This is a genomic window from Burkholderia sp. HMSC10F09 (genome assembly GCF_001806955.1).
In the GTDB taxonomy this organism is placed as follows: domain Bacteria; phylum Pseudomonadota; class Gammaproteobacteria; order Burkholderiales; family Burkholderiaceae; genus Burkholderia; species Burkholderia multivorans.
This window is the reverse complement of the sequence record NZ_KV786935.1, coordinates 25345-46530: the sequence shown is the minus strand read 5'-3', so window position 1 is coordinate 46530 and position 21186 is coordinate 25345. Positions and strand designations below refer to the sequence as shown.

The following is a 21186-nucleotide window of genomic DNA, read 5'->3' as shown; positions in this document are numbered from 1 at the left end:
TCGCGGCTGTAGAAGTACGCGGCGAGGCCGAATTCGGTGTCGTTCGCGAGGCGGATCACTTCGTCGTCGCTGCCGAACTTGAACAGCGGCGCGAGCGGCCCGAACGTCTCTTCCTTCGCGACCTTCATCGCCGGCGTGACGCCCGTCAGCACGGTCGGCTCGAAGAAGCCGTGGCCCAGCGCGTGACGCTTGCCGCCGGTCACGACGGTCGCGCCCTTCGCAAGGGCGTCCTCGATGTGCGCCTCGACCTTCAGCACGGCCGCTTCGTTGATCAGCGGACCCTGCATCACGCCCGGCTCGGTGCCGCGCCCGACCTTCAACTCGGCGACCGCCGCCGCGAGCTTCTGCGCGAACTGGTCGTACACGGCTTCGTGCACGTAGAAGCGGTTCGTGCAGACGCAGGTCTGGCCGCTGTTGCGGTACTTCGACGCGATCGCGCCCTGCACGGCCGCATCGAGATCGGCATCGTCGAACACGATGAACGGCGCGTTGCCGCCGAGCTCCAGCGACACCTTCTTCACCGTCGCCGCGCATTGCGCCATCAGCAGACGGCCGACCGGCGTCGAGCCGGTGAACGACAGCTTGCGCACGATCGGGTTCGACGTCAGTTCGCCGCCGATCGCCTTCGGATCGCCGGTGACGACGCTGAACACGCCGGCCGGCACGCCCGCGCGTTCGGCGAGCACGGCCATCGCGAGCGCCGAGAACGGCGTCGCTTCGGCCGGCTTCACGACGATCGGGCAGCCGGCCGCGAGCGCGGGACCGACCTTGCGCGTGATCATCGCCGCCGGGAAATTCCACGGCGTGATCGCCGCGCACACGCCCACCGGCTCCTTCGTCACGACGATGCGCTTGTCGCTCGCCGGCGTCGGGATCGTGTCGCCGTACACGCGCTTGCCTTCCTCGGCGAACCACTCGAGGAACGACGCCGCATAGCCGATCTCGCCCTTCGCTTCGGCGAGCGACTTGCCCTGCTCGGTGGTGAGGATCAGCGCGAGATCGTCGGCGTTTTCCATCATCAGGTCGTGCCACTTGCGCAGGATCGCCGCGCGCTCCTTCGCGGTCTTCTTGCGCCACGCCGGCCACGCGGCGTTGGCCGCGTCGATTGCCTGGCGCGTCTCGGCCGCGCCCATCGTCGGCACGGTGCCGACGAGGCCGCCCGTGGCCGGATTGCGGACCTCGAACGTCTCGCCGTTCGCCGCGCCTTGCCATTCGCCGTTGATGTACGCCTGCTGGCGGAACAGCGACGGATCTTTCAGTGCCAGGGTTTCTTGAACAGTGCTCATTCCGGTACCTGCTGTGAAGATGAAACGGCCGCCGCCGTCCTCACGACGGCGGCGGCACATTCGGTTGACGGGAACTCAGGCCGGCACGCCGACCGTTTCCTTCAGCACTTCCTCGAGGATCGCGAGCGCTTCGTCGAACACGGCTTGCGGGATCGTCAGCGGGAACAGGAAGCGCACGACGTTCGAGTACACGCCGCACACGAGCAGCAGCAGCCCGCGCTCGAGCGCACGCGCCTGCACGCGCTTCGTGAATTCCGCGTCCGGCTCGCCGGTGCCCGGCTTCATGAACTCGACCGCGATCATCGCGCCCGGGCCGCGCACGTCGGCGATCTGCGGCACCTCGGCCTGCAGCGCGTTCAGCTTCGCCTTCAGCGTGTCGCCGAGCTGCGTCGCGCGCTCGCACAGCTTTTCTTCGTCGATGATCTCGAGCACCGCGTGCGCCGACGCGACCGCGAGCGGGTTGCCCGCATACGTGCCGCCGAGGCCGCCCGGCGCGGCCGCGTCCATCACGTCCGCACGGCCGACGACGCCCGACAGCGGCATGCCGCCCGCGAGGCTCTTCGCCATCGTGATCAGGTCGGCCAGCACGTCGTAGTGCTGCATCGCGAACAGCTTGCCGGTACGCGCGAAGCCCGTCTGCACTTCGTCGGCGATCAGCAGGATGCCGTGCTCGTTACAGATCTTGCGCAGCGCGCGCACGAACTCGGCCGGCGCCGGGTTGAAGCCGCCTTCGCCCTGGACCGGTTCGAAGATGATCGCGGCGACGCGCTTCGGATCGATGTCGGCCTTGAACAGCATCTCGATCGCCTTGATCGAGTCGGCGGTCGTCACGCCGTGCACGGCGTTCGGGTACGGCGCGTGGAACACGTCGCCCGGGAACGGACCGAAGTTCAGCTTGTACGGGGCGACCTTGCCGGTCAGCGCCATGCCCATCATCGTGCGGCCGTGGAAGCCGCCCGAGAACGCGATCACGCCCGGACGGCCGGTTGCCGCGCGTGCGATCTTGATCGCGTTTTCGACGGCTTCGGCGCCGGTCGTGAAGAACGCCGTCTTTTTCGGGAAGTCGCCCGGCGCGCGTTCGTTGATCTTTTCGGCCAGCTCGACGTACGACGCGTACGGCACGATCTGGTAGGCGGTGTGCGTGAAGAGGTCCAGCTGCTCCGCGATCGCCTTGACGATCTTCGGATGACGATGGCCCGTGTTCAGCACCGCGATGCCCGCGGCGAAATCGATGAAACGGCGGCCTTCGACGTCCCACAGCTCCGCGTTCTCGGCGCGGGCGGCGTAGAAGTCGCACATCACTCCGACGCCGCGCGGGGTCGCGGCGTTCTTGCGGGCCAGCAGGTCGGCATTCTTCACGGTCATCTCCTTGATGTTCTGTCCGGTGAGGTGAGAGGCGGGCGCATCGGCAACCCATGGTCGCGACTATAATCACATTTGGCTCTGGCAATCAGAGCCATTTCAATAAATAGTTAGGAGCCAATCATGCGCGCAAGCGTGTTGTCGGACTGGCTTGCGCAGCGCCTCGTGCGCGGCGGCGAGCAGCCGATCTACCGGCAGCTGCATCGGCTGCTGCAGCAGGCGATCCTGTCGCGCGAACTGCCGGCCGGCGCGCGCGTGCCGTCGTCGCGGCTGCTCGCGGCCGAGCTCGGGATCGCGCGCAACACGGTCACGCAGGTGTACGAGCAGCTCGCGCTCGAGGGCTATGTGCATTCCGCGACCGGCCGCGGCACGTTCGTCGCCGACAGCGCGCCCGATGAGATCGTCGGCGCGCCGCCCGAGACGGGCGCGCGGCATGCGGCCGTGCAGCCGTCGGCGCGCGCGCTGTCCGCGCGCGGCACGCGGCTGGTCGAGGGCGCCGGCGTGTCGAAGCGGCAGGGCGGCGCTTTCATGCCGGGCGTGCCCGATGTGTCGCGATTTCCGGCGCGCGTGTGGACGCGGCTCCACAACAAGTACTGGCGGCGGCTGCGCCCCGATCTCCTGACTTACGCGCCGGGCGGCGGGCTCGCGCTGCTGCGCGAGGCGCTGGCCGACTATCTGCGCACGTCGCGCTCGGTGCGCTGCACGCCCGAGCAGATCGTGATCACGACCGGCATCCACCAGTCGATCGACCTCGCGGTGCGGCTGCTGACCGATCCGGGCGACGCGATCTGGACCGAGGACCCGTGCTATTGGGGCGTGCGCAGCGTGCTGAATGTGTCGGGGCTCACGACGCGGCCGATTCCGGTCGACGACGAAGGGATCGCGCCGAGCGCCGCCGATCTCGCCGAGCCGCCGAAGCTGATGCTCGTCACGCCGTCGCACCAGTATCCGCTCGGCATGGTGATGAGCCTCGCGCGGCGGCGGATGCTGCTCGAATATGCGCGCCAGCACGGCTGCTGGATCATCGAGGACGACTACGACAGCGAGTTCCGCTACGGCAGCCGGCCGCTCGCGTCGCTGCAGGGGCTCGATACGGCCGGGCAGGTGATCTACGTCGGCAGCTTCGGCAAGACGTTGTTTCCGGGCCTGCGCGTCGGCTATCTGGTGGCGCCGGAGCCGCTCGCGGAAAGCTTCGCGACCGCGAGCGCCGAGCTCTATCGCGAAGGTCAGCTGCTGCAGCAGGCGGTGCTCGCGGAGTTCATCGCGGAAGGGCATTTCGTGTCGCACATTCGCAAGATGCGCACGCTGTATGGCCAGCGCCGCGAGGTGCTGCTCGACGCGGTCGCGCGCCGCTACGGCGACGCGCTCCACGCGCTCGGCAGCGATGCGGGGCTGCATCTCGTCACGCGGCTGCCGGACGGCGCCGACGATCGCGCGGTCGCGCAGGCCGCACTCGAGCGCAATATCGTCGTGCGGCCCTTGTCGGGCTATTACGCGGATCGCGCGCGCGCATCGTCGGGACTGCTGCTTGGTTACGCGTGCGTGCCGGAAGACGAGATCGCGACGGCGTTCGCGACGCTCGCGGAGGCGATCGACGCGCGGGCCTTCGTGCGGCCCGACACCGCGGCCGCGTAGCGGCGCGCGGCGCACGTGCGCATGCAGGCGCAGGCGCGCGCTACAGCCGGATCAGCGCCGCGCCCGCGACGACGAGCGCACACGCGACGAGCCGCTGCGCACCGGGCCGCTCGCGCATCGCGAACCAGCCGATTGCGACCGCGAAGATCGAGCTCGTTTCGCGCAGCGCGGACACGGTCGCGACCGGCAGATGCCGATACGCGACGATCACGATGCCGTAGGCGGCGAGCGAGATCGTGCCGGCGATCGCGCCCGGGCGCAGCGTGGCGGGCGAGCCGAACACCGCTTTCGGGCCGCCGCGCATCGCGCAGACGAGCGCGAGCTGCGGCACGCTCCACAGCAGATACACCCACGCGATGTAGCCGAGCGCGCTGCCCGATTCGCGCGCGCCGATCCCGTCGCAGATCGAATACGCGGCGATGAACACGCCGGTGAGCAGCGCGTACGGCACCCCTTCGCCGGAAAACCGGAAGCCGCGCCGCAGCGCGAGCGACATGATGCCGAGCGACACGAGCGCGATGCCCGCGAAGCCGAACGGCGTCGGGCGTTCGCCGAGCGCCGCGAACGCGAGCAACGAGACGAGCAGCGGCGACAGGCCGCGCGCGATCGGATAGATCTGCCCGAACTCGCCGCTGCGATAGGCGCGCACGAGCGTGAAGCAGTACGCGACCTCGAGCACCGCCGATGCGCCCACATACGGCCACGCGCTGCGCGCCGGCGCGGGCAGCAGCGCGGTGCCGAGCACGCCGAATGCGAGGTACGGCAGCGACATCGTGCCGAGCTGCACGAGGCGGTCGTCGCTGACGTGCAGGGACGCGTTCCAGATCGCGTGCAGCAGCGCGGAACACAGCACGAGACCGATGAACAGATGATCCATGAACGGGCGGCGCGGCGCGGAGGAAACGGCGTGGGCGGGCCGTCATTATGTGGGCATTGCGCGCGCGCACGAGGAATTGTCGATAATAGAACGTTGTTATTCACCGATTCACCGGATGCCGACGATGACCGAAGCCACCCAAGCCCCGCCCGCCGTTCCCCGTCTCACGAGCCTGTCGCACGGCGGCGGCTGCGGCTGCAAGATCGCGCCGGGCGTGCTCTCCGAGCTGCTGAAGCGCGCGACGCCGCCCGCGCTGTTCCCGGATCTCCTGGTCGGCACCGAGACGTCCGACGATGCGGCCGTCTATCGGCTGAACGACGAGCAGGCGATCGTCGCGACGACCGACTTCTTCATGCCGATCGTCGACGATCCGTTCGACTTCGGCCGCATCGCGGCCACCAACGCGCTGTCCGACGTCTATGCGATGGGCGGCAAGCCGATTCTCGCGCTCGCGCTCGTCGGGATGCCGATCAACGTGCTGCCGCACGAAACGATTGCCGCCGTGCTGCGCGGCGGCGAATCGGTGTGTGCGGACGCGGGCATTCCGGTTGCGGGCGGTCACTCGATCGATTCGGTTGAGCCGATCTACGGGCTCGCGGCGATCGGCGTCGTGCATCCGTCGCGCGTGAAACGCAATGCGGCCGCGCGCGCCGGCGACGTGCTCGTGCTCGGCAAGCCGCTCGGCGTCGGCGTGCTGTCGGCCGCGCTGAAAAAGAACCGGCTCGACGATGCCGGCTATGCGCAGATGATCGCGACGACGACGAAGCTGAACCGGCCCGGCGCCGAACTGGCCGCGCTGCCGGGCGTGCATGCGCTGACCGACGTGACCGGCTTCGGGCTGCTCGGCCACACGCTCGAGCTTGCACGCGGCGCGGTGCTCACCGCGCGCGTGCATTACGCGTCGCTGCCGTGGCTCGTGGGCGTCGAAGCGCTTGCGGCGGACGGCATCGTCACCGGCGCGTCGGGCCGCAACTGGGCCGCGTACGGCGCGGACGTGCGCATCGCCGACACGCTGCCGCCCGCCGCGCAGGCGCTGCTCACCGATCCGCAGACCTCGGGCGGGCTGCTGGTCGCCTGTGCGCCCGATGCGGTCGACGACGTGCTGGCGTGCTTCCGTGCGGACGGCTTCGATCGCGCGGCCGTGATCGGCGAGATGATCGACGGGCCCGCACGCGTCGACGTCGCGTGACACGCTTTTCCCGCGCGGTTTCCGGCATCGAAGGCCGACGGCGCTTCGATTACTTCGACGACCGATGAACGACTTCCTGTTCGGGCTGATGATCGCGCTGTCGGTCGGGCCCGTTGCGCTGATGATCGCGAACTACGGAATGCGCGCCGGCACCGCGAGCGGCGTGCGCGCGGCCGTCGGCGTCGCGACGGCGGACGGCTGCTATGCGGTCGTCGCGTTCACGATCGGCGCGATGCTCGCGAGCACGCTCGCGTCGCATCTGTCGCTGTTCCGTGTGGTCGGCGCGCTCGTGCTGCTCGCGATGGGCGCGCGGATGCTGTGGCAGGCGCTGCGCGATCGTCGCCGCACGCTCGACGGCGCGGCGCCGCCGCCCGGCGCGCGTCCGTTCACGTCGATGTTTCTGATGACGCTCGCGAATCCGCTGACGATCCTGCTGTTCTACGGCTATGCGACGGCCGCTGCCGCCTCGCACCGCCACTGGCTGCTCGGCGCCGCCTGCGTGTTCGCCGGCAGTCTCGCCGGCCAGCTCGTGTTCGCGTTCGGCGGCAGTGCGATCGGTCGACTCGTCAAATCGCCCGCGCTGCTGGCCGCGAGCCATGTCGTCGCGGCGCTCGTCGTGCTCGGTTACGGCGTAGCGGGCCTCGCGCGGCTCTAATGCCGCACGCGCGGCATCGCACCCGCGTTTCGTAGTCCGCTGACGCGCGGTCGATGCGCGTTCTATACTCGGTCGCGCAGTCTCCGACAGCCGTTCTCATTTCACATTCCCGACACAAGGAACGCCGATGCTGACTCGCTCGATTCTTTCCGCCGCCGCCTTCTCGCTCGCGGCCTGCGCGACCGCGCCGTCGATCGCACAGGACAACCCGGGCAACGCGGGCAACGACTTTGCCGAAACCGGTGCACAGGGCCGCCCGGTGAAGGTCATGATCGTCACGATGTTCGGGCCGGAAGGCCAGGCCTGGCTCGACCGGCTCGGCCCGTGGCGCGACGTCGCGGTGCCGGGCCTGTCGCCCGACTATCCGGCCGTGCACTGCAACCGTCAGGACGTCTGCGTGATCACGACCGGCATGGGCTACGCGAACGCCGCCGCGTCGATCATGGCGCTGACGTTCTCGCAGCGCTTCGACCTGCGGCGCACGTATTTCCTGATCTCGGGCATCGCGGGCGTCGATCCGGCGCAAGGCACGGTCGGCTCCGCCGCATGGGCGAAGTACCTCGTCGATTTCAGCCTGCAATGGGAGCTCGACGCGCGCGAGATTCCGGCCGGCTGGAACACGGGCTATCTCGGCATCAACACGAAGAGCCCGAACGACAAGCCGCCGCTCGACTATCGCACCGAAGTGTTTCAGCTCAATCCGCAGCTCGCGGATGCCGCCTACGCACTGTCGCGCAACGTCGTGCTCGCCGATAGCGCGCAGGCGCAGGCCGCGCGCGCGAAATTCTCGTATGCGCCGGCGAACCGGCCGCCGAGCGTGATCCGCTGCGACACGTCGTCGGGCAACACGTGGTTCTCCGGCACGCTGCTCGGCGAGCGCGCGCGTCAATGGACGAAGATCCTGACCGACGGCAAGGGCACCTACTGCATGACCGCGCAGGAAGACAACGCGACGTTCGAAGCGCTCAAGCGCGCGGCGAGCGTCAAGCGTGTCGATCTGTCGCGCGTCGCGGTGCTGCGTACGGGCTCGGACTTCGACCGTCCGTACGACGGCCAGACGAGCGCGGACAACCTGCTGAACTACGCGGACCAGGGCGGCTTCGCGCCCGCGACCGAGAACCTGTACCGCGCGGGCAACCCGCTCGTGCAGGACATCGTGTCGCACTGGAGCGAATGGCGCAACGGCGTGCCGCACCGCTGACGCGGCACGCGCGCCGGTAAGGCGCACGACCGCGACGGTCGGGTCAACGCGATGGCGAACCCGAACGGAACGGCGTCCATACCGGCGTGCTGTCGTCCCAATGATCGAGCGGCGAGGGAAGTTGGTCGTTCATCATCTGCTCCTGCAATTCACGGATTGATCGGCGATGGATCGACGGCGCCGCGCGCGGGGCGTACCCGCTGCGCGGCGTCGTGCGTTTACCGGCCCGCGCCGGCGAGCTGGTTGCCTTCCGGCGTCGGGCGATACGGGCCCTGCGCGAGTTCGATGCCCTGCGGATACGAGGTGGCCTTGCGCAGATAGGCGAGCGTGCCGTCGCGGCGTGCCTGTTCGACTTCCGCGCGGACTTCCGCGCGCGTGCGCGGGCCGTTGTGCTGCGTGTACGACGACGTGTTGCCGTAGTCGCCGACGTGCGGCGCATCGGTATCGGCGAATGCCGGTGCCGATACGGCGAGTGCGACGGCGACGGCGGAAAGAAGATGGCGGCGATTCATGGCGAAACTCCTGTTCTATCGATACGGGCGGCGCTCGGGCGCGCCCGGTCCCCCCCGAAGCGGGATCTGTTCGATGCGCAACGCTGTGCGCGACAGGGTTTACTCTAGGAGCGTCGTGCGCCGCGATAAATGCGACGGACGCGAATTGAATTGTCGTCAGAGAGGAACAATCGCGATCCGCATTGTCGGCAGGGGTATTCGCCGTTCGCCGACGATCGCGCCGAACCGCATGCGCGCGGGCCTGACGCGGATGTCGTGCGATTCGTCCGACGATGTTCGAGCGATGTGCGCGCGATTCACGCGCGTCGCGCAAAGGTGCGATGCGGATCGGGAAACGATCGCGCGCATTGCGCGATCGCGGCACGCAGAAGGAAATGCAGAGAGAGGAAGGCGGGACGGTGCACTGGCCATCCGCCCGTGCACCGCGATACGCGCGCGTGCGCGTCAGACGATCATGCGACCCATTCGTTGATGACGGGCGTGTCGAGCACCGGTGCGCGCTCGGCTTCCTCGAACGTGCGCTTGCTGCACGTCGCGTCGAGGCTGCCCTTGCCGCTCAGCAGCGGACAGCGGTCGAACACTTCGGCGACCCAGTCGACGAACACGCGCACCTTCGGCGAGAGATGGCGGCTGTGCGGATACACGACCGAGATCGGCATCGGCAGCGGCTTGAAGCCCGGCAGCACTTCCTTCAGGCGGCCTTCGCGCAGATGCGGCAGCACCATGAAGAGCGGCGGCTGGATCAGCCCGAAGCCTTCGAGCCCGCAGGTCACGTACGCGTCGGCGTCGTTCACCGACACGATTGCGTTCATCTTGACCTCGACTTCCTTGCCGTCGATCAGGAACGACCAGTCGATCGTGCGGCCCGTGCGGCTCGAAAAATAATTGACGGCCTTGTGCTGGCTCAGGTCTTCGATCGTCTGCGGCTCGCCGTACTTCTCGAGATAGGCCGGCGCGGCGACCGACACGCCCTCGAACAGCCCGACGCGGCGCGCGACGAGCGACGAGTCCTGCAGCGCGCCGACGCGGATCACGCAGTCGACGCCTTCCTGCAGCAGATCGACCGGACGATCGGACAGGCCGAGCTGCAGATCGATGTCCGGATAGCGCGTATGGAATTCGCAGAGCGAAGGAATCACGAGTAGCCGCCCGATCGAGCCCGGCATGTCGACACGCAACTTGCCGTGCGGCTTCCGGTTGTTGTTCTGGAAGCTCGCCTCGGTTTCCTCGACGTCCGCGAGGATGCGCACGCAGCGTTCGTAGTAGGCGGCGCCGTCGGGCGTCAGCGACAGCCGGCGCGTGGTCCGGTGCATCAGCCGCACGCCGAGGAACGCTTCGAGATTCTGGATGATCGTCGTGACGGACGCGCGCGGCAGGCCGAGCGTCTCCGCTGCCTTCGTGAAGCTGCTCGTGTCGACGACGCGAGTAAACACCTGCATGGCCTGAAGCCGGTCCATCACTACCTCCGCAATCTAATGAGCCCGGAACGAACGAGGCTGCGCTGCCTCGTGGGCAGACGCAGCCTGGATTGTTCGGGGGCGTTGAATTGTGTTGCCGGATTATAGGCATTTATCCGGATGTCTGCCGGACCCAGAATTCGATCCATCTCGAAATGGACGATGCATCGTCATGGACGCTTCCGAATTCAGCAAATTCCTGAAATCCGCACTGCCCGCCGAAGCCAGAGCCGGCGCGGCACTGGCGGTCACGGAGCTGGAAATTCCGGGCTACGCGCAGGACATCGCGCTGCGCCTCTATCGCCGCCCCGACAAGACCGGGTTGCCAGTAGTGCTTTATTTCCACGGCGGCGGTTTCGTGCGCGGCACGCTCGACGACGCGGATTTCGCCGCGCGCTTTTTAGCAGAACGCTTACCGGCGCTCGTAGTGTCGGTCGACTATTCGCTCGCGCCCGCGTTTCCGTTTCCGGCCGCGCCGGAAGACGCGTATCGCGCGGCCGTCTGGGCCGCGACGCGCGCCCGCGCGTTCGGCGGCAATCCGAAGAAGATCGGCGTCGCGGGACACGACGCGGGCGGACAGCTCGCGAACTGTCTCGCGTTCATCGCGCGCGATCGCGGCGAAGTGCCGATCGTCGCGCAGGCGCTGTTCGGGCCGATGCTCGACCCGAGCATGACGCGCATCGGCGATGCCGAACGTCTCGCGTCGGACATCACCGCACGCGAATGCGCGGCCTGTTATCGCGCCTATCTGCCCCAGGCGTCGCAACGCATGCATCCGTATGCGGCGCCGCTCGAGTCGGTGCGCCTCTCGGGGCTGCCGCCGACGCTGATCGTCACCGCACAGAACGACGTGCTGCACGTCGAGGCGGAGAAATACGCGGGCTGCCTGATTTCGTCGGGCGTGCTGACGCAGGTGATCCGCTATCCGGACGTCACGCATGCCGCGCTCGCGACGCACGAAGCCGCCTTCGACGAAGCCGTGCGCTTCTTCCAGTGCCGCTTCCAGGCGCGCCAGCCGAATCGCAACGAATAACCAATCCAATCCACGCTTACCGGAGATCTACATGGCCATCCTACGCACCTCCCGCTCCCGCATCGCGACCGCTGCGGTCGCGACGATCGCCGTCGTCGGCCTCGGGACGTTCGGCGCGATGCGCGTGAACGCGAACGCACCCGAGAAGGCCGCCGCCCCGCTGACGGAAGTCGACGTCGCGACGGTCGTTCCGCAGACCGTGACCGACTGGCAAAGCTATTCGGGCCGCCTCGAGGCGGTCGAGAAGGTCGACGTGCGCCCGCAGGTATCGGGCACGATCGTCGCGGTGAACTTCAAGGACGGCGCGCTCGTGAAGAAGGGCGACGTGCTGTTCGTGATCGATCCGCGCCCGTACCAGGCCGAAGTCGACCGCGCCGCCGCACAGCTCGCGGCCGCGCAGGCACGCAACGGCTACGCGCAGAGCGACTGGCAGCGCGCGCAGCGGCTGATCGGCGACAACGCGATCGCCAAGCGCGACTACGACGAGAAGCAGAACGCCGCGCGCGAAGCGGCCGCGAACCTCAAGGCGGCCGAAGCCGCGCTCGAGACCGCGCGCATCAATCTCGGCTATACGCGGATCACCGCGCCCGTGTCGGGCCGCGTGTCGCGCGCGGAGATCACGCTCGGCAACGTCGTGTCGGCCGGTGCATCGGCGCCGCCGCTCACGACGCTCGTGTCGGTGTCGCCGATCTACGCGTCGTTCGACGCGGACGAGCAGACCTATCTGCAATACATCAACGGCGCGCGCAACGGCCGCAAGGTGCCGGTCGAACTCGGCCTCGCCAACGAGACCGGCTATTCGCGCAGCGGCGAGATCGATTCGGTCGACAACCGGCTCGATACGTCGTCCGGCACGATCCGCGTGCGCGCGCGTTTCGACAACGCCGACGGCACGCTCGTCCCCGGCCTGTATGCACGCGTGAAGGTCGGCGGCAGCGCGCCGCATGCCGCGCTGCTCGTCGACGATGCGGCGATCAACACCGATCAGGACAAGAAGTTCGTGTTCGTCGTCGATCAGCAGGGCCGCGTGTCGTATCGGGAAGTGCAGCCGGGCATGCAGCACGGCAATCAGCGCGTGATCGTGAGCGGCCTGGCCGCCGGCGACCGCGTGATCGTGAACGGCACGCAGCGCGTGCGCCCCGGCGAGCAGGTGAAGCCGCACATGGTGCCGATGACGGGCGGCGACGCACCGTCGGCGCCGATCGCGAGCACGGCGAAGCCGGCCGCTCCGGCGAAGGCGGATTCGTAAGCGGCGCGCCGCTTCGCATCCGCGTTCAACCAGACAGAGTCACCCATGAACATATCCAAATTCTTTATCGACCGGCCGATCTTCGCAGGGGTGCTATCGGTGCTCATCCTGCTCGGCGGGGTGATCGCGATGTTCCTGCTGCCGATTTCGGAATATCCGGAAGTCGTGCCGCCTTCGGTGATCGTGAAGGCGCAGTATCCGGGCGCGAACCCGAAGGTGATCGCCGAGACGGTCGCATCGCCGCTCGAAGAGCAGATCAACGGCGTCGAGGACATGCTCTACATGCAGTCGCAGGCGAACAGCGACGGCAACATGACGATCACCGTCACGTTCAAGCTCGGCACCGATCCGGACAAGGCCACGCAGCTCGTGCAGAACCGCGTGAACCAGGCGCTGCCGCGCCTGCCGGAAGACGTGCAGCGGCTCGGCATCACGACCGTGAAAAGCTCGCCGACGCTGACGATGGTCGTCCACCTGATCTCGCCGGACAACCGCTACGACATGACGTATCTGCGCAACTACGCGCTGATCAACGTGAAGGATCGCTTGTCGCGGATCCAGGGCGTCGGCCAGGTGCAGCTGTGGGGCTCGGGCGACTACGCGATGCGCGTGTGGCTCGATCCGCAGAAGGTCGCGCAGCGCGGGCTCGCCGCCGAAGACGTCGTGCAGGCGATCCGCGAGCAGAACGTGCAGGTCGCGGCGGGCGTGATCGGCGCGTCGCCATCGCTGCCCGGCACGCCGCTGCAGCTGTCGGTGAACGCGCGCGGCCGTCTGCAGACCGAGGAAGAATTCGGCGACATCGTCGTGAAGACGACGCCGGACGGCGGTGTCACGCACCTGCGCGACATCGCGCGCATCGAGCTCGACGCGTCGGAATATGGGCTGCGCTCGCTGCTCGACAACAAGCCGGCCGTCGCGATGGCGATCAACCAGTCGCCGGGCGCGAACTCGCTGCAGATCTCCGACGAAGTGCGCAAGACGATGGCCGAGCTGAAGCAGGACATGCCGGCCGGCGTCGACTACAAGATCGTCTACGACCCGACGCAGTTCGTGCGTTCGTCGATCAAGGCCGTCGTGCATACGCTGCTCGAAGCGATCGCGCTCGTCGTGATCGTCGTGATCGTGTTCCTGCAGACGTGGCGCGCATCGATCATTCCGCTGATCGCGGTGCCGGTGTCGATCGTCGGTACGTTCTCGCTGCTGCTCGGCTTCGGCTATTCGATCAATGCGCTGTCGCTGTTCGGGATGGTGCTCGCGATCGGGATCGTCGTCGACGATGCGATCGTCGTCGTCGAGAACGTCGAGCGCAACATCGAGAACGGGATGAGCGCGCGGCAGGCGACCTACAAGGCGATGCAGGAAGTGAGCGGGCCGATCATCGCAATCGCGCTGACGCTCGTCGCGGTGTTCGTGCCGCTCGCGTTCATGTCGGGCCTGACCGGCCAGTTCTACAAGCAGTTCGCGATGACGATCGCGATCTCGACGGTGATCTCGGCGTTCAACTCGCTGACGCTGTCGCCGGCGCTGTCCGCGATTCTGCTGAAGGGTCACGGCGACAAGGAAGACTGGCTCACGCGCGTGATGAACCGCGTGCTCGGCGGGTTCTTCCGACGCTTCAACAAGGTGTTCCATCGCGGCGCGGAGAACTACGGCCGCGGCGTGCGCGGCGTGCTGTCGCGCAAGGCCGTGATGCTCGGCGTGTATCTCGTGCTGGTCGGTGCGACCGTGCTCGTGTCGAAGGTCGTGCCGGGCGGCTTCGTGCCCGCGCAGGACAAGGAATACCTGATCGCGTTCGCGCAGCTGCCGAACGGTGCGTCGCTCGATCGCACCGAGAAGGTGATCCGCGATATGGGCTCGATCGCGCTGAAGCAGCCGGGCGTCGAGAGCGCCGTCGCGTTCCCGGGGCTGTCGGTGAACGGCTTCACGAACAGCTCGAGCGCGGGCATCGTGTTCGTCACGCTGAAGCCGTTCTCTGAGCGGCACGGCAAGGCGCTGTCGGCCGGTGCTATCGCGGGCGCGCTGAATCAGCAGTACGCAAGCATCAAGGATTCGTTCGTCGCGGTGTTCCCGCCGCCGCCGGTGCTCGGCCTCGGCACGCTCGGCGGTTTCAAGATGCAGATCGAGGATCGCGGTGCGGTCGGCTATGCGAAGCTGTCGGATGCGACCAACGACTTCATCAAGCGTGCGCAGCAGGCGCCCGAACTCGGCCCGCTGTTTACGAGCTACCAGATCAACGTGCCGCAGCTCAACGTCGATCTCGATCGCGTGAAGGCGAAGCAGCTCGGCGTGTCGGTGACGGACGTGTTCAACACGATGCAGGTGTATCTGGGTTCGCTGTACGTGAACGACTTCAACCGCTTCGGACGCGTGTACCAGGTGCGCGTGCAGGCCGATGCGCCGTTCCGTCAGCGCGCGGACGACATCCTGCAGCTGAAGACGCGCAATGCTGCCGGCGAGATGGTGCCGCTGTCGTCGCTCGTGACCGTGACGCCGACGTTCGGCCCCGAAATGGTCGTGCGCTACAACGGCTACACGGCAGCCGACATCAACGGCGGCCCGGCGCCCGGCTATTCGTCGGGGCAGGCGCAGGCCGCGATCGAGCGCATCGCGCACGAAACGCTGCCGCGCGGCGTGCGGTTCGAGTGGACCGACCTCACGTACCAGCAGATCCTGGCCGGCGATTCGGCGATCTGGGTGTTCCCGATCAGCGTGCTGCTCGTGTTCCTCGTGCTCGCCGCGCTGTACGAAAGCCTGACGCTGCCGCTCGCGGTGATCCTGATCGTGCCGATGAGCATTCTGTCGGCGCTGACCGGCGTATGGCTCACGCACGGCGACAACAACATCTTCACGCAGATCGGCTTGATGGTGCTGGTGGGGCTGTCGGCGAAGAACGCGATCCTGATCGTCGAATTCGCGCGCGAGCTCGAACACGACGGCAAGACGCCGCTCGAGGCTGCGATCGAGGCGAGCCGGCTGCGTCTGCGCCCGATCCTGATGACGTCGATCGCCTTCATCATGGGCGTCGTGCCGCTCGTCACGTCGACCGGCGCGGGCTCGGAGATGCGCCATGCGATGGGTGTCGCGGTGTTCTTCGGGATGCTCGGCGTCACGCTGTTCGGGCTGATGCTGACGCCGGTGTTCTACGTCGTGCTGCGCACGCTCGCGGGCGGCAAGATTCACGTCGCCGGCAAGGATTCGGCCGGTTACGGCGTGCCCGCACCGGATGCTTGAGGACAACAAGATGGACAACATGCACAACACAAACGGCCTGATGCGTATCGCGAAGGTGGCGGCCGCAAGCACGCTGCTCGCGACGCTGCTCGCCGCGTGCGCGGTGGGCCCCGACTACAAGCGCCCGGACGTCACGACGCCCGCGGCGTTCAAGGAAGCGCCGACGCTCGCGCCCGGCGAGCAGGCCGGCACGTGGAAGCCGGCCGAGCCCGCCGATGGCGCGCATCGCGGCGAATGGTGGAAGGTGTTCGGCGATCCCGTGCTCGACGCGCTCGAGGAACAGGCGCTCGCTGCGAACCAGAACCTGAAGGCCGCGGCCGCACGCGTCGAGGAGGCGCGCGCCGCGACGCGCACCGCGCGCTCGCAGTGGTTCCCGCAGGTCGGCGTCGGCTTCGGGCCGACGCGCGAGGGGCTTTCGTCGGCGTCGCAGTTCCAGCCGCAGGGCACGGGGCCGACCAACGCGACGCTGTGGCGCGCGCAGGGCACCGTGTCGTACGAGGCCGACCTGTTCGGCCGCGTGAGCCGCAACGTCGAGGCGTCGCGCGCGGATCAGGCGCAAAGCGAAGCGCTGTTCCGTTCGGTGCAGCTCGCGCTGCAGGCCGACGTCGCGCAGAACTACTTCGAACTGCGCCAGCTCGATTCGGATCAGGACTTGTACCGCCGCACGGTGGAACTGCGCGAGGAGGCGCTGAAGCTCGTGCAGCGCCGGTTCAACGAAGGCGACATCAGCGAGCTCGACGTGTCGCGTGCGAAGAACGAGCTTGCGTCGGCGCAGGCCGATGCGGTCGGCGTCGCGCGCCGGCGCGCGGCGTCCGAGCATGCGCTCGCCATTCTGCTCGGCAAGGCGCCGGCCGATTTCGCGTTCAAGGAAACGCCGCTCGTGCCGGTCGCGGTGAAGATTCCGCCGGGATTGCCGTCCGCGCTGCTCGAACGCCGTCCGGACGTCGCGGCGGCCGAGCGTGCGATGGCGGCTGCGAACGCACGGATCGGGCTCGCGAAGTCCGCGTATTTCCCGAAGCTCGACATCACCGGATCGTTCGGCTATGAAGCGTCGACGCTCGGCAACCTGTTCCTGTGGTCGAGCCGCACGTTCCTGCTCGGCCCGTTCGCGGGCACCGCGCTGACGCTGCCGCTGTTCGACGGCGGACGCCGCGCGGCCGGTGTGCAGCAGGCGCGCGCGCAGTACGACGAACAGGTCGCGAACTATCGGCAGCAGGTGCTCGTCGCGTTCCGCGAGGTCGAGGACAATCTCGCCGATCTGCGGCTGCTCGACGATCAGATCCGCGCGCAGAATGCGGCCGTCAATGCGTCGCGCCGTGCGGCGACGCTGTCGCGGACGCAGTATCAGGAAGGTGAAGTCGCGTATCTCGACGTGATCGACAGCGAGCGCTCGGTGCTGCAGTCGCAGCTGCAGGCGAATCAGTTGACGGGTGCGCAGGCGGTGTCGACGGTGAACCTGATCCGTGCGCTGGGCGGCGGCTGGGGGGATATGCCGGCGTCGACGGCGGTCGGCGATGCGGCGACGGGCACGCAGGACGTCGCCGTGCGGTGAGATGGCCGCCGGTGCCGGTGGTGGGGCGGTCGCCACACATCGCCGACACCGACATTCGATTGACGAAGGCAGATGAAAGCCGGAAGAACCCGATCCCTGGTGACGCGGATCGGGTTTTTTTATGCATGCCGCTCGCGCTCCGCCGTACGTCCGCTCGGCAAGCGCGACCACGTATCGGCCGACCGCGGCGGCGATACGCTCGGCCACGCGTTCCGCGCGTGGCCGACACGCTGAATCCCGCCGTCCTCGCCGCGCTTCCGGGCAAGCCCTCCTGCCGGGCTCCGGTACCTTTTCCGGCCACCCCATCCGCCGAAACGAGGTCGGCACCGTGCGTCGTCCGTCGCCGCCACTGGGGTTACTCGGTACGCAATTTCTCGACAGTCCGCAATAAGCCGATATCTCGCCGCGGCACCGCTCACTACCATCCATCGATATCGAATCCACCCGATGGGCGGGCGGTTTGACGGAGCCACATCGCGTGGCGCAAGTGCCGATGGAACGAAGCACGAGCATCGAGGCAGGGCCGCGGCCGTGGCGCAGGCGCGCGCCGGCATGGATCGCGATCGCATTGGCGCTGTTGCTGGCGTACGGCGTCGCCAGGCATGTGCCGCGCGCATCGCCGGCACCGCCGGAGCAACGGCATTTCTCCGTCTACGTGGATCGCGGCAGGGTGCCGTGGGAGCGGCCGGTGATCGCGATACGCGAAGGCGTGCCCGTGCATATCGACGTGCATGCGACGGAAACCGGCGTCCTGATGGTGCACGAAATCCCGGGTGCGTTGGCGGCATGCGCGTCCGGCGGTGCGCAGTCGCTGGACATTCTCCCGATCGGCATCACCGGGCGTTTCTCGCTGCATTTCCACAGCCGGACAGGCGACACGATCGAAGTCGCCGTGATCGAAATCTATCCGGCGCCGTGACCGTCGCGCATTTTCATCACGACAAACAACACCGAAGGAGACAACGATGCAACTACCGATTCGCACAGCGTTCGCGCTGTCGCTCTGCATGTTCGTGCTGGCCGGTTGCGGCGGAGAAGCCGACGACACGTCGGCCGCCGCGCCCGGCGTGTCCGTGGCCGACTATGTCGTCCCGCGTGTGCCGAGCTGCAGCCCGGGCGATACGCCGGAGACCGCGCTGCAAGGGCAGGTTCCCGCCGCGTTACGACAGGCGGGATTCGGCGGCTTCAGCTGCAACCTCAAGCGCGTCAGCCAGGTTCAGGGCGAAGGTGCGTCGTGGTCGGCCGCCACCTATACCGACAGGAAAGGTCAGACCTGCTTCTATCACGCGACGATGGGCGCCAGCGCGCTGTTCGCCAATCCCGATGCGCCGCCGCGCGTGAACCCGGGCGTGCCGGTGATCGACATCACCCACCCGGCGCAGCCGGTGCGGGTGACTTCGCTGACCTCGACGTCGATGATCGATCCGTGGGAATCGCTGCGCGTGAACGTCGCGCGCGGGATCCTCGCTGCCGACAACGGCCTGGGCGGCGGCGGCGGTCCGGAGATCGACCTGTACGACATCGCTTCGGATTGCACGCGTCCGCAGTTGCTGGCCAGCGTGCCCGTCGGCACGGGCGAGGACGGCGGTATCGTACCGACGACCAAGTCGCTCGGTCACGAAGGCGGATTTTCACCCGACGGGCTCACGTATTACGTCGGCGGCGCCTTCACGAAAAGCTACTACGCGATCGACCTGACGGTGCCGACCCGGCCGAAGATGATTTCCGCGATCAGTCTGCCGGAGCTCGGCATGGGCAGCTTTTCGCACGGCCTGTCGGTGAGCCAGGACGGGACGCGCGCATACTTCGTCGCGTCGGGGAACGGCGGCGCGGCCGTCGGCATGGGCGCGCCGCCGCTGAACGATGCCAACGCGACCGGCGACAACGGCTTTTTCGTCGTCGACACCAGCGAAGTGCAGAGCCGGCGTCCCAACGCGAAGATGCACCGCATCGCGACCGTGCCGGTGCGGAACGGGAGCATTGCGCAGCATACGATCTCGTTCGCCGTGGCAGGCAAACCGTATCTGATCGAAGTCGACGAGGGCGGGGGCGGCGGGCTCCAGGACCCGGGCGCAACGGCCGTCAAGGCCGCGTGCAACGCCGGCGTGGCGCCATTCCCGATGGGGCACATCTACGACATGTCCAACGAAGCCGCGCCCCGGCTGGTGTCGGAGCTCCGGCTCGAAACGCACGCGATCGCGAACTGCAGCAAGGTCATTCCCGATATCGCAGGCCTGACCACGTTCACGTACGGCGCGCACTACTGCAGCGTCGATAACCGGCAAAACGCGACGGCGCTCGCGTGCAGTTACTTCAACTCCGGCATTCGCGTGTTCGACATCCGCGATCCGTCGAAGCCGAAGGAGATCGCGTACTACAACCCGGCTTCCGTGAAGTCGCCCGGCGCGGGCTCCGCGCACCTCATGTTCGGCCAGTACCGTGCGGGCGGGCCGGACTGGTGCGCGTCGCGTCTCGATTTCGATTTCGACCGCCATCTGCTGACCACCGCGTGCCAGGACAACGGCATGCTTGTGCTGTCGTTCGAGAACGGCAGTTGGCCGTTCCCGGAAAGCACGAAGGCAACGGAGATCGGAAATTGATGCGCTTTCACGGTGGCTGGCTGGTTTGCGCGATCGCGCTCGCGATGCCGCTGAGGTGTGCCGGTTTCGAAGCCGACGTGCACTTTGGCCTCACGCTGTGGCTCGCACGGCAGGCCGGCTTCGCGCCGCCCGACGCCGAGGCCATTGCACTCGCGGATCAGCGCATCGATGCAGGGTCGATCGAGTACATGACGTCTCCGCTGCAGTACGCGTGCCTGTCGCGCTTTCTTCCCGATGCCGTCGATGCGCAGGCTCGGCACTATCCGGGCACACGGACCGTGCCGGCCGATGCGCAGGCAAGAGCAGTCGCGCCCGGGGGGCCGGCGGCGCTCGCGCCCATCGACGCGGCGCTCGTCAAGGCGGGCGGCGGCAAGGCCGCGTTCATGCTGGGCGAATTCGGACGCGCGCTTCATGGCTGGCAGGATTCGTGGGCGCATCGCGGTGTGCCATCCGTTCCGGACTGGAGCCGCGACGGAATCATGTGCGATGCCGGCCTCGCGATGGCCGCTCCACTCGATCAACCCACGCCGTCGAGCCACGCGGCCGAACTGACCTGGCGTCGGGCGGCCGACGTGGAGTCGATGGCGCAGGCGACCTATCTTCAGATGACGAGGTATCCGAATATCAATGGAGCGGCGCGGCGGGCCGTACCGTGGGATCAGGTGCGGCAACGGCTTCCCGGGTTCATCGCCGCACGAACGAAGCGCGCCAAATCCGACTGGTTCGTCGCGAACGGTATCGCCGATACGTCGTTTCTCGACGGCATCAGTCTGCCTGACGGGCCCGCGTGGAAAGCCGTACGGTGGCGCGGGCGGCGCGACCTGCCCGTGCCGCTGCCGTCGGCGGTGCAGCCCGGCGTCGACAAGGACATCGTCGATTTCTACACGCGCTTTTTCAGCGACTGGGTCACGACGTCGCCGGTCGACAAGCGCTGGTTGCCCGCGATTTCGGCCGCGCGCGGGCAGAAGCCCGACAATGCGCTGGTCGACGCGCTCGTCGGATGGAGGCTGAGGGATCATGGTGCGTATCTGGCCGGCGAAGGTCTGCCTCGTTCTACGGCGCATTCGTCCTCGCCTGCGCGCAACCGCGCATCGTTCCAGGTGTTCACGTCACTGAACGATGCCGTGCTGCCGTTGATCGTCGAGGGCGAGAAACCGTCGCCCGTCCTGCCTTTCCTGATATTTGCGCTGCCGCGCTCGAGCGATGGCAACCTGCGCGCCGTTGCACTCGTCAAATTGCTCGACTCGCCGTACGACACCCTCGGGATCGTGTCGGAGAAGCGCAATGGAATCGGCTGGAAGGTGACGGGGTGGGTCTCGTCTGCCGACTACTGATCGGGAAAACGTC

At 67.7% G+C, this 21186-nt stretch carries 16 protein-coding genes; 11 read left to right on the top strand and 5 right to left on the bottom strand.

All coding sequences use genetic code 11. From position 1 onward, the window contains the following. Positions 1–1286 (bottom strand): NAD-dependent succinate-semialdehyde dehydrogenase (locus HMPREF3115_RS27870; protein ID WP_256276451.1); only part of this gene is annotated, 1286 nt, incomplete at its 3' end. Positions 1287–1361: 75 nt separating this feature from the next. Next, on the bottom strand, positions 1362–2651 hold the full coding sequence (locus HMPREF3115_RS27865; protein ID WP_045593479.1) for a 4-aminobutyrate--2-oxoglutarate transaminase: 1290 nt from the start codon (positions 2649–2651) through the stop codon (positions 1362–1364). A 120-nt stretch (positions 2652–2771) separates the two neighbouring features. Between HMPREF3115_RS27865 and HMPREF3115_RS27860 the strand changes: the two genes are divergently transcribed. Continuing rightward, positions 2772–4283, top strand: coding sequence for a MocR-like pyridoxine biosynthesis transcription factor PdxR (locus HMPREF3115_RS27860; protein WP_070556992.1), 1512 nt, complete (start codon positions 2772–2774; stop codon positions 4281–4283). Positions 4284–4323: 40 nt separating this feature from the next. Here HMPREF3115_RS27860 and HMPREF3115_RS27855 read toward each other — a convergent pair whose 3' ends face one another. Continuing rightward, positions 4324–5160 carry a DMT family transporter gene (locus tag HMPREF3115_RS27855; protein ID WP_070556990.1) on the bottom strand — a complete coding sequence of 279 codons (837 nt, stop codon included), beginning with the start codon at positions 5158–5160 and terminating at the stop codon, positions 4324–4326. A gap of 124 nt (positions 5161–5284) precedes the next feature. Here HMPREF3115_RS27855 and selD point away from each other — a divergent pair, with 124 nt between their 5' ends. The 3 genes from selD (at position 5285) to HMPREF3115_RS27840 (ending at position 8205) form a co-directional block, all read left to right on the top strand. Next, positions 5285–6349: a selenide, water dikinase SelD gene (selD, locus tag HMPREF3115_RS27850; protein ID WP_080559108.1), complete on the top strand. Its 1065-nt coding sequence runs from the start codon at positions 5285–5287 to the stop codon at positions 6347–6349. 64 nt (positions 6350–6413) lie between these two features. Continuing rightward, positions 6414–7004 (top strand): LysE family translocator, encoded by a 591-nt coding sequence (locus HMPREF3115_RS27845; RefSeq protein ID WP_006406835.1) that lies wholly within the window; start codon positions 6414–6416, stop codon positions 7002–7004. A gap of 127 nt (positions 7005–7131) precedes the next feature. Continuing rightward, the gene (locus tag HMPREF3115_RS27840) at positions 7132–8205 is read left to right on the top strand and encodes a purine-nucleoside phosphorylase (protein WP_006406836.1); all 1074 of its coding nucleotides are present in this window, start codon (positions 7132–7134) and stop codon (positions 8203–8205) included. Positions 8206–8423: 218 nt separating this feature from the next. On the opposite strand, the gene HMPREF3115_RS27835 is transcribed toward HMPREF3115_RS27840, so the two are convergent. Then, complete coding sequence (locus HMPREF3115_RS27835) at positions 8424–8717, bottom strand: DUF4148 domain-containing protein (RefSeq protein WP_006406837.1); 294 nt, start codon at positions 8715–8717, stop codon at positions 8424–8426. 452 nt (positions 8718–9169) lie between these two features. Then, complete coding sequence (gene ceoR / locus HMPREF3115_RS27830) at positions 9170–10174, bottom strand: putative multidrug efflux transcriptional regulator CeoR (protein WP_053298171.1); 1005 nt, start codon at positions 10172–10174, stop codon at positions 9170–9172. Between the two features lie 172 nt (positions 10175–10346). Between ceoR and HMPREF3115_RS27825 the strand changes: the two genes are divergently transcribed. The 7 genes from HMPREF3115_RS27825 (at position 10347) to HMPREF3115_RS27795 (ending at position 21173) form a co-directional block, all read left to right on the top strand. Next, complete coding sequence (locus tag HMPREF3115_RS27825) at positions 10347–11207, top strand: alpha/beta hydrolase (RefSeq protein WP_006397264.1); 861 nt, start codon at positions 10347–10349, stop codon at positions 11205–11207. A gap of 31 nt (positions 11208–11238) precedes the next feature. Continuing rightward, complete coding sequence (ceoA, locus tag HMPREF3115_RS27820) at positions 11239–12456, top strand: multidrug efflux RND transporter periplasmic adaptor subunit CeoA (protein ID WP_053298172.1); 1218 nt, start codon at positions 11239–11241, stop codon at positions 12454–12456. Positions 12457–12501: 45 nt separating this feature from the next. Next, positions 12502–15687: a multidrug efflux RND transporter permease subunit CeoB gene (ceoB, locus tag HMPREF3115_RS27815; protein WP_053298173.1), complete on the top strand. Its 3186-nt coding sequence runs from the start codon at positions 12502–12504 to the stop codon at positions 15685–15687. Between the two features lie 10 nt (positions 15688–15697). Further along, positions 15698–17239 carry a multidrug efflux transporter outer membrane subunit OpcM gene (gene opcM / locus HMPREF3115_RS27810; protein WP_006406839.1) on the top strand — a complete coding sequence of 514 codons (1542 nt, stop codon included), beginning with the start codon at positions 15698–15700 and terminating at the stop codon, positions 17237–17239. A gap of 493 nt (positions 17240–17732) precedes the next feature. Next, positions 17733–18158: a hypothetical protein gene (locus tag HMPREF3115_RS27805; protein ID WP_175835831.1), complete on the top strand. Its 426-nt coding sequence runs from the start codon at positions 17733–17735 to the stop codon at positions 18156–18158. 46 nt (positions 18159–18204) lie between these two features. Next, entirely contained in the window at positions 18205–19839 is a 1635-nt protein-coding gene (locus HMPREF3115_RS27800; protein WP_035947705.1) for an LVIVD repeat-containing protein, read from the top strand. Continuing rightward, entirely contained in the window at positions 19839–21173 is a 1335-nt protein-coding gene (locus HMPREF3115_RS27795; protein WP_070556988.1) for a hypothetical protein, read from the top strand. Before HMPREF3115_RS27800 ends, HMPREF3115_RS27795 begins: the two co-directional genes overlap by 1 nt. Positions 21174–21186 lie beyond the last annotated feature (13 nt).

What these genes read in the sequence shown, in the direction of transcription:
- HMPREF3115_RS27800 (WP_035947705.1), top strand. Translation starts at nt 18,205, where the DNA reads ATGCAACTACCGATTCGCACAGCGTTCGCGCTGTCGCTCTGCATGTTC.
- HMPREF3115_RS27865 (WP_045593479.1), bottom strand. Translation starts at nt 2,651, where the DNA reads ATGACCGTGAAGAATGCCGACCTGCTGGCCCGCAAGAACGCCGCGACC.
- ceoA (WP_053298172.1), top strand. Translation starts at nt 11,239, where the DNA reads ATGGCCATCCTACGCACCTCCCGCTCCCGCATCGCGACCGCTGCGGTC.
- HMPREF3115_RS27795 (WP_070556988.1), top strand. Translation starts at nt 19,839, where the DNA reads ATGCGCTTTCACGGTGGCTGGCTGGTTTGCGCGATCGCGCTCGCGATG.
- ceoB (WP_053298173.1), top strand. Translation starts at nt 12,502, where the DNA reads ATGAACATATCCAAATTCTTTATCGACCGGCCGATCTTCGCAGGGGTG.
- selD (WP_080559108.1), top strand. Translation starts at nt 5,285, where the DNA reads ATGACCGAAGCCACCCAAGCCCCGCCCGCCGTTCCCCGTCTCACGAGC.
- ceoR (WP_053298171.1), bottom strand. Translation starts at nt 10,174, where the DNA reads ATGGACCGGCTTCAGGCCATGCAGGTGTTTACTCGCGTCGTCGACACG.
- opcM (WP_006406839.1), top strand. Translation starts at nt 15,698, where the DNA reads ATGGACAACATGCACAACACAAACGGCCTGATGCGTATCGCGAAGGTG.
- HMPREF3115_RS27845 (WP_006406835.1), top strand. Translation starts at nt 6,414, where the DNA reads ATGAACGACTTCCTGTTCGGGCTGATGATCGCGCTGTCGGTCGGGCCC.
- HMPREF3115_RS27860 (WP_070556992.1), top strand. Translation starts at nt 2,772, where the DNA reads ATGCGCGCAAGCGTGTTGTCGGACTGGCTTGCGCAGCGCCTCGTGCGC.
- HMPREF3115_RS27805 (WP_175835831.1), top strand. Translation starts at nt 17,733, where the DNA reads ATGGAACGAAGCACGAGCATCGAGGCAGGGCCGCGGCCGTGGCGCAGG.
- HMPREF3115_RS27840 (WP_006406836.1), top strand. Translation starts at nt 7,132, where the DNA reads ATGCTGACTCGCTCGATTCTTTCCGCCGCCGCCTTCTCGCTCGCGGCC.
- HMPREF3115_RS27825 (WP_006397264.1), top strand. Translation starts at nt 10,347, where the DNA reads ATGGACGCTTCCGAATTCAGCAAATTCCTGAAATCCGCACTGCCCGCC.
- HMPREF3115_RS27855 (WP_070556990.1), bottom strand. Translation starts at nt 5,160, where the DNA reads ATGGATCATCTGTTCATCGGTCTCGTGCTGTGTTCCGCGCTGCTGCAC.
- HMPREF3115_RS27835 (WP_006406837.1), bottom strand. Translation starts at nt 8,717, where the DNA reads ATGAATCGCCGCCATCTTCTTTCCGCCGTCGCCGTCGCACTCGCCGTA.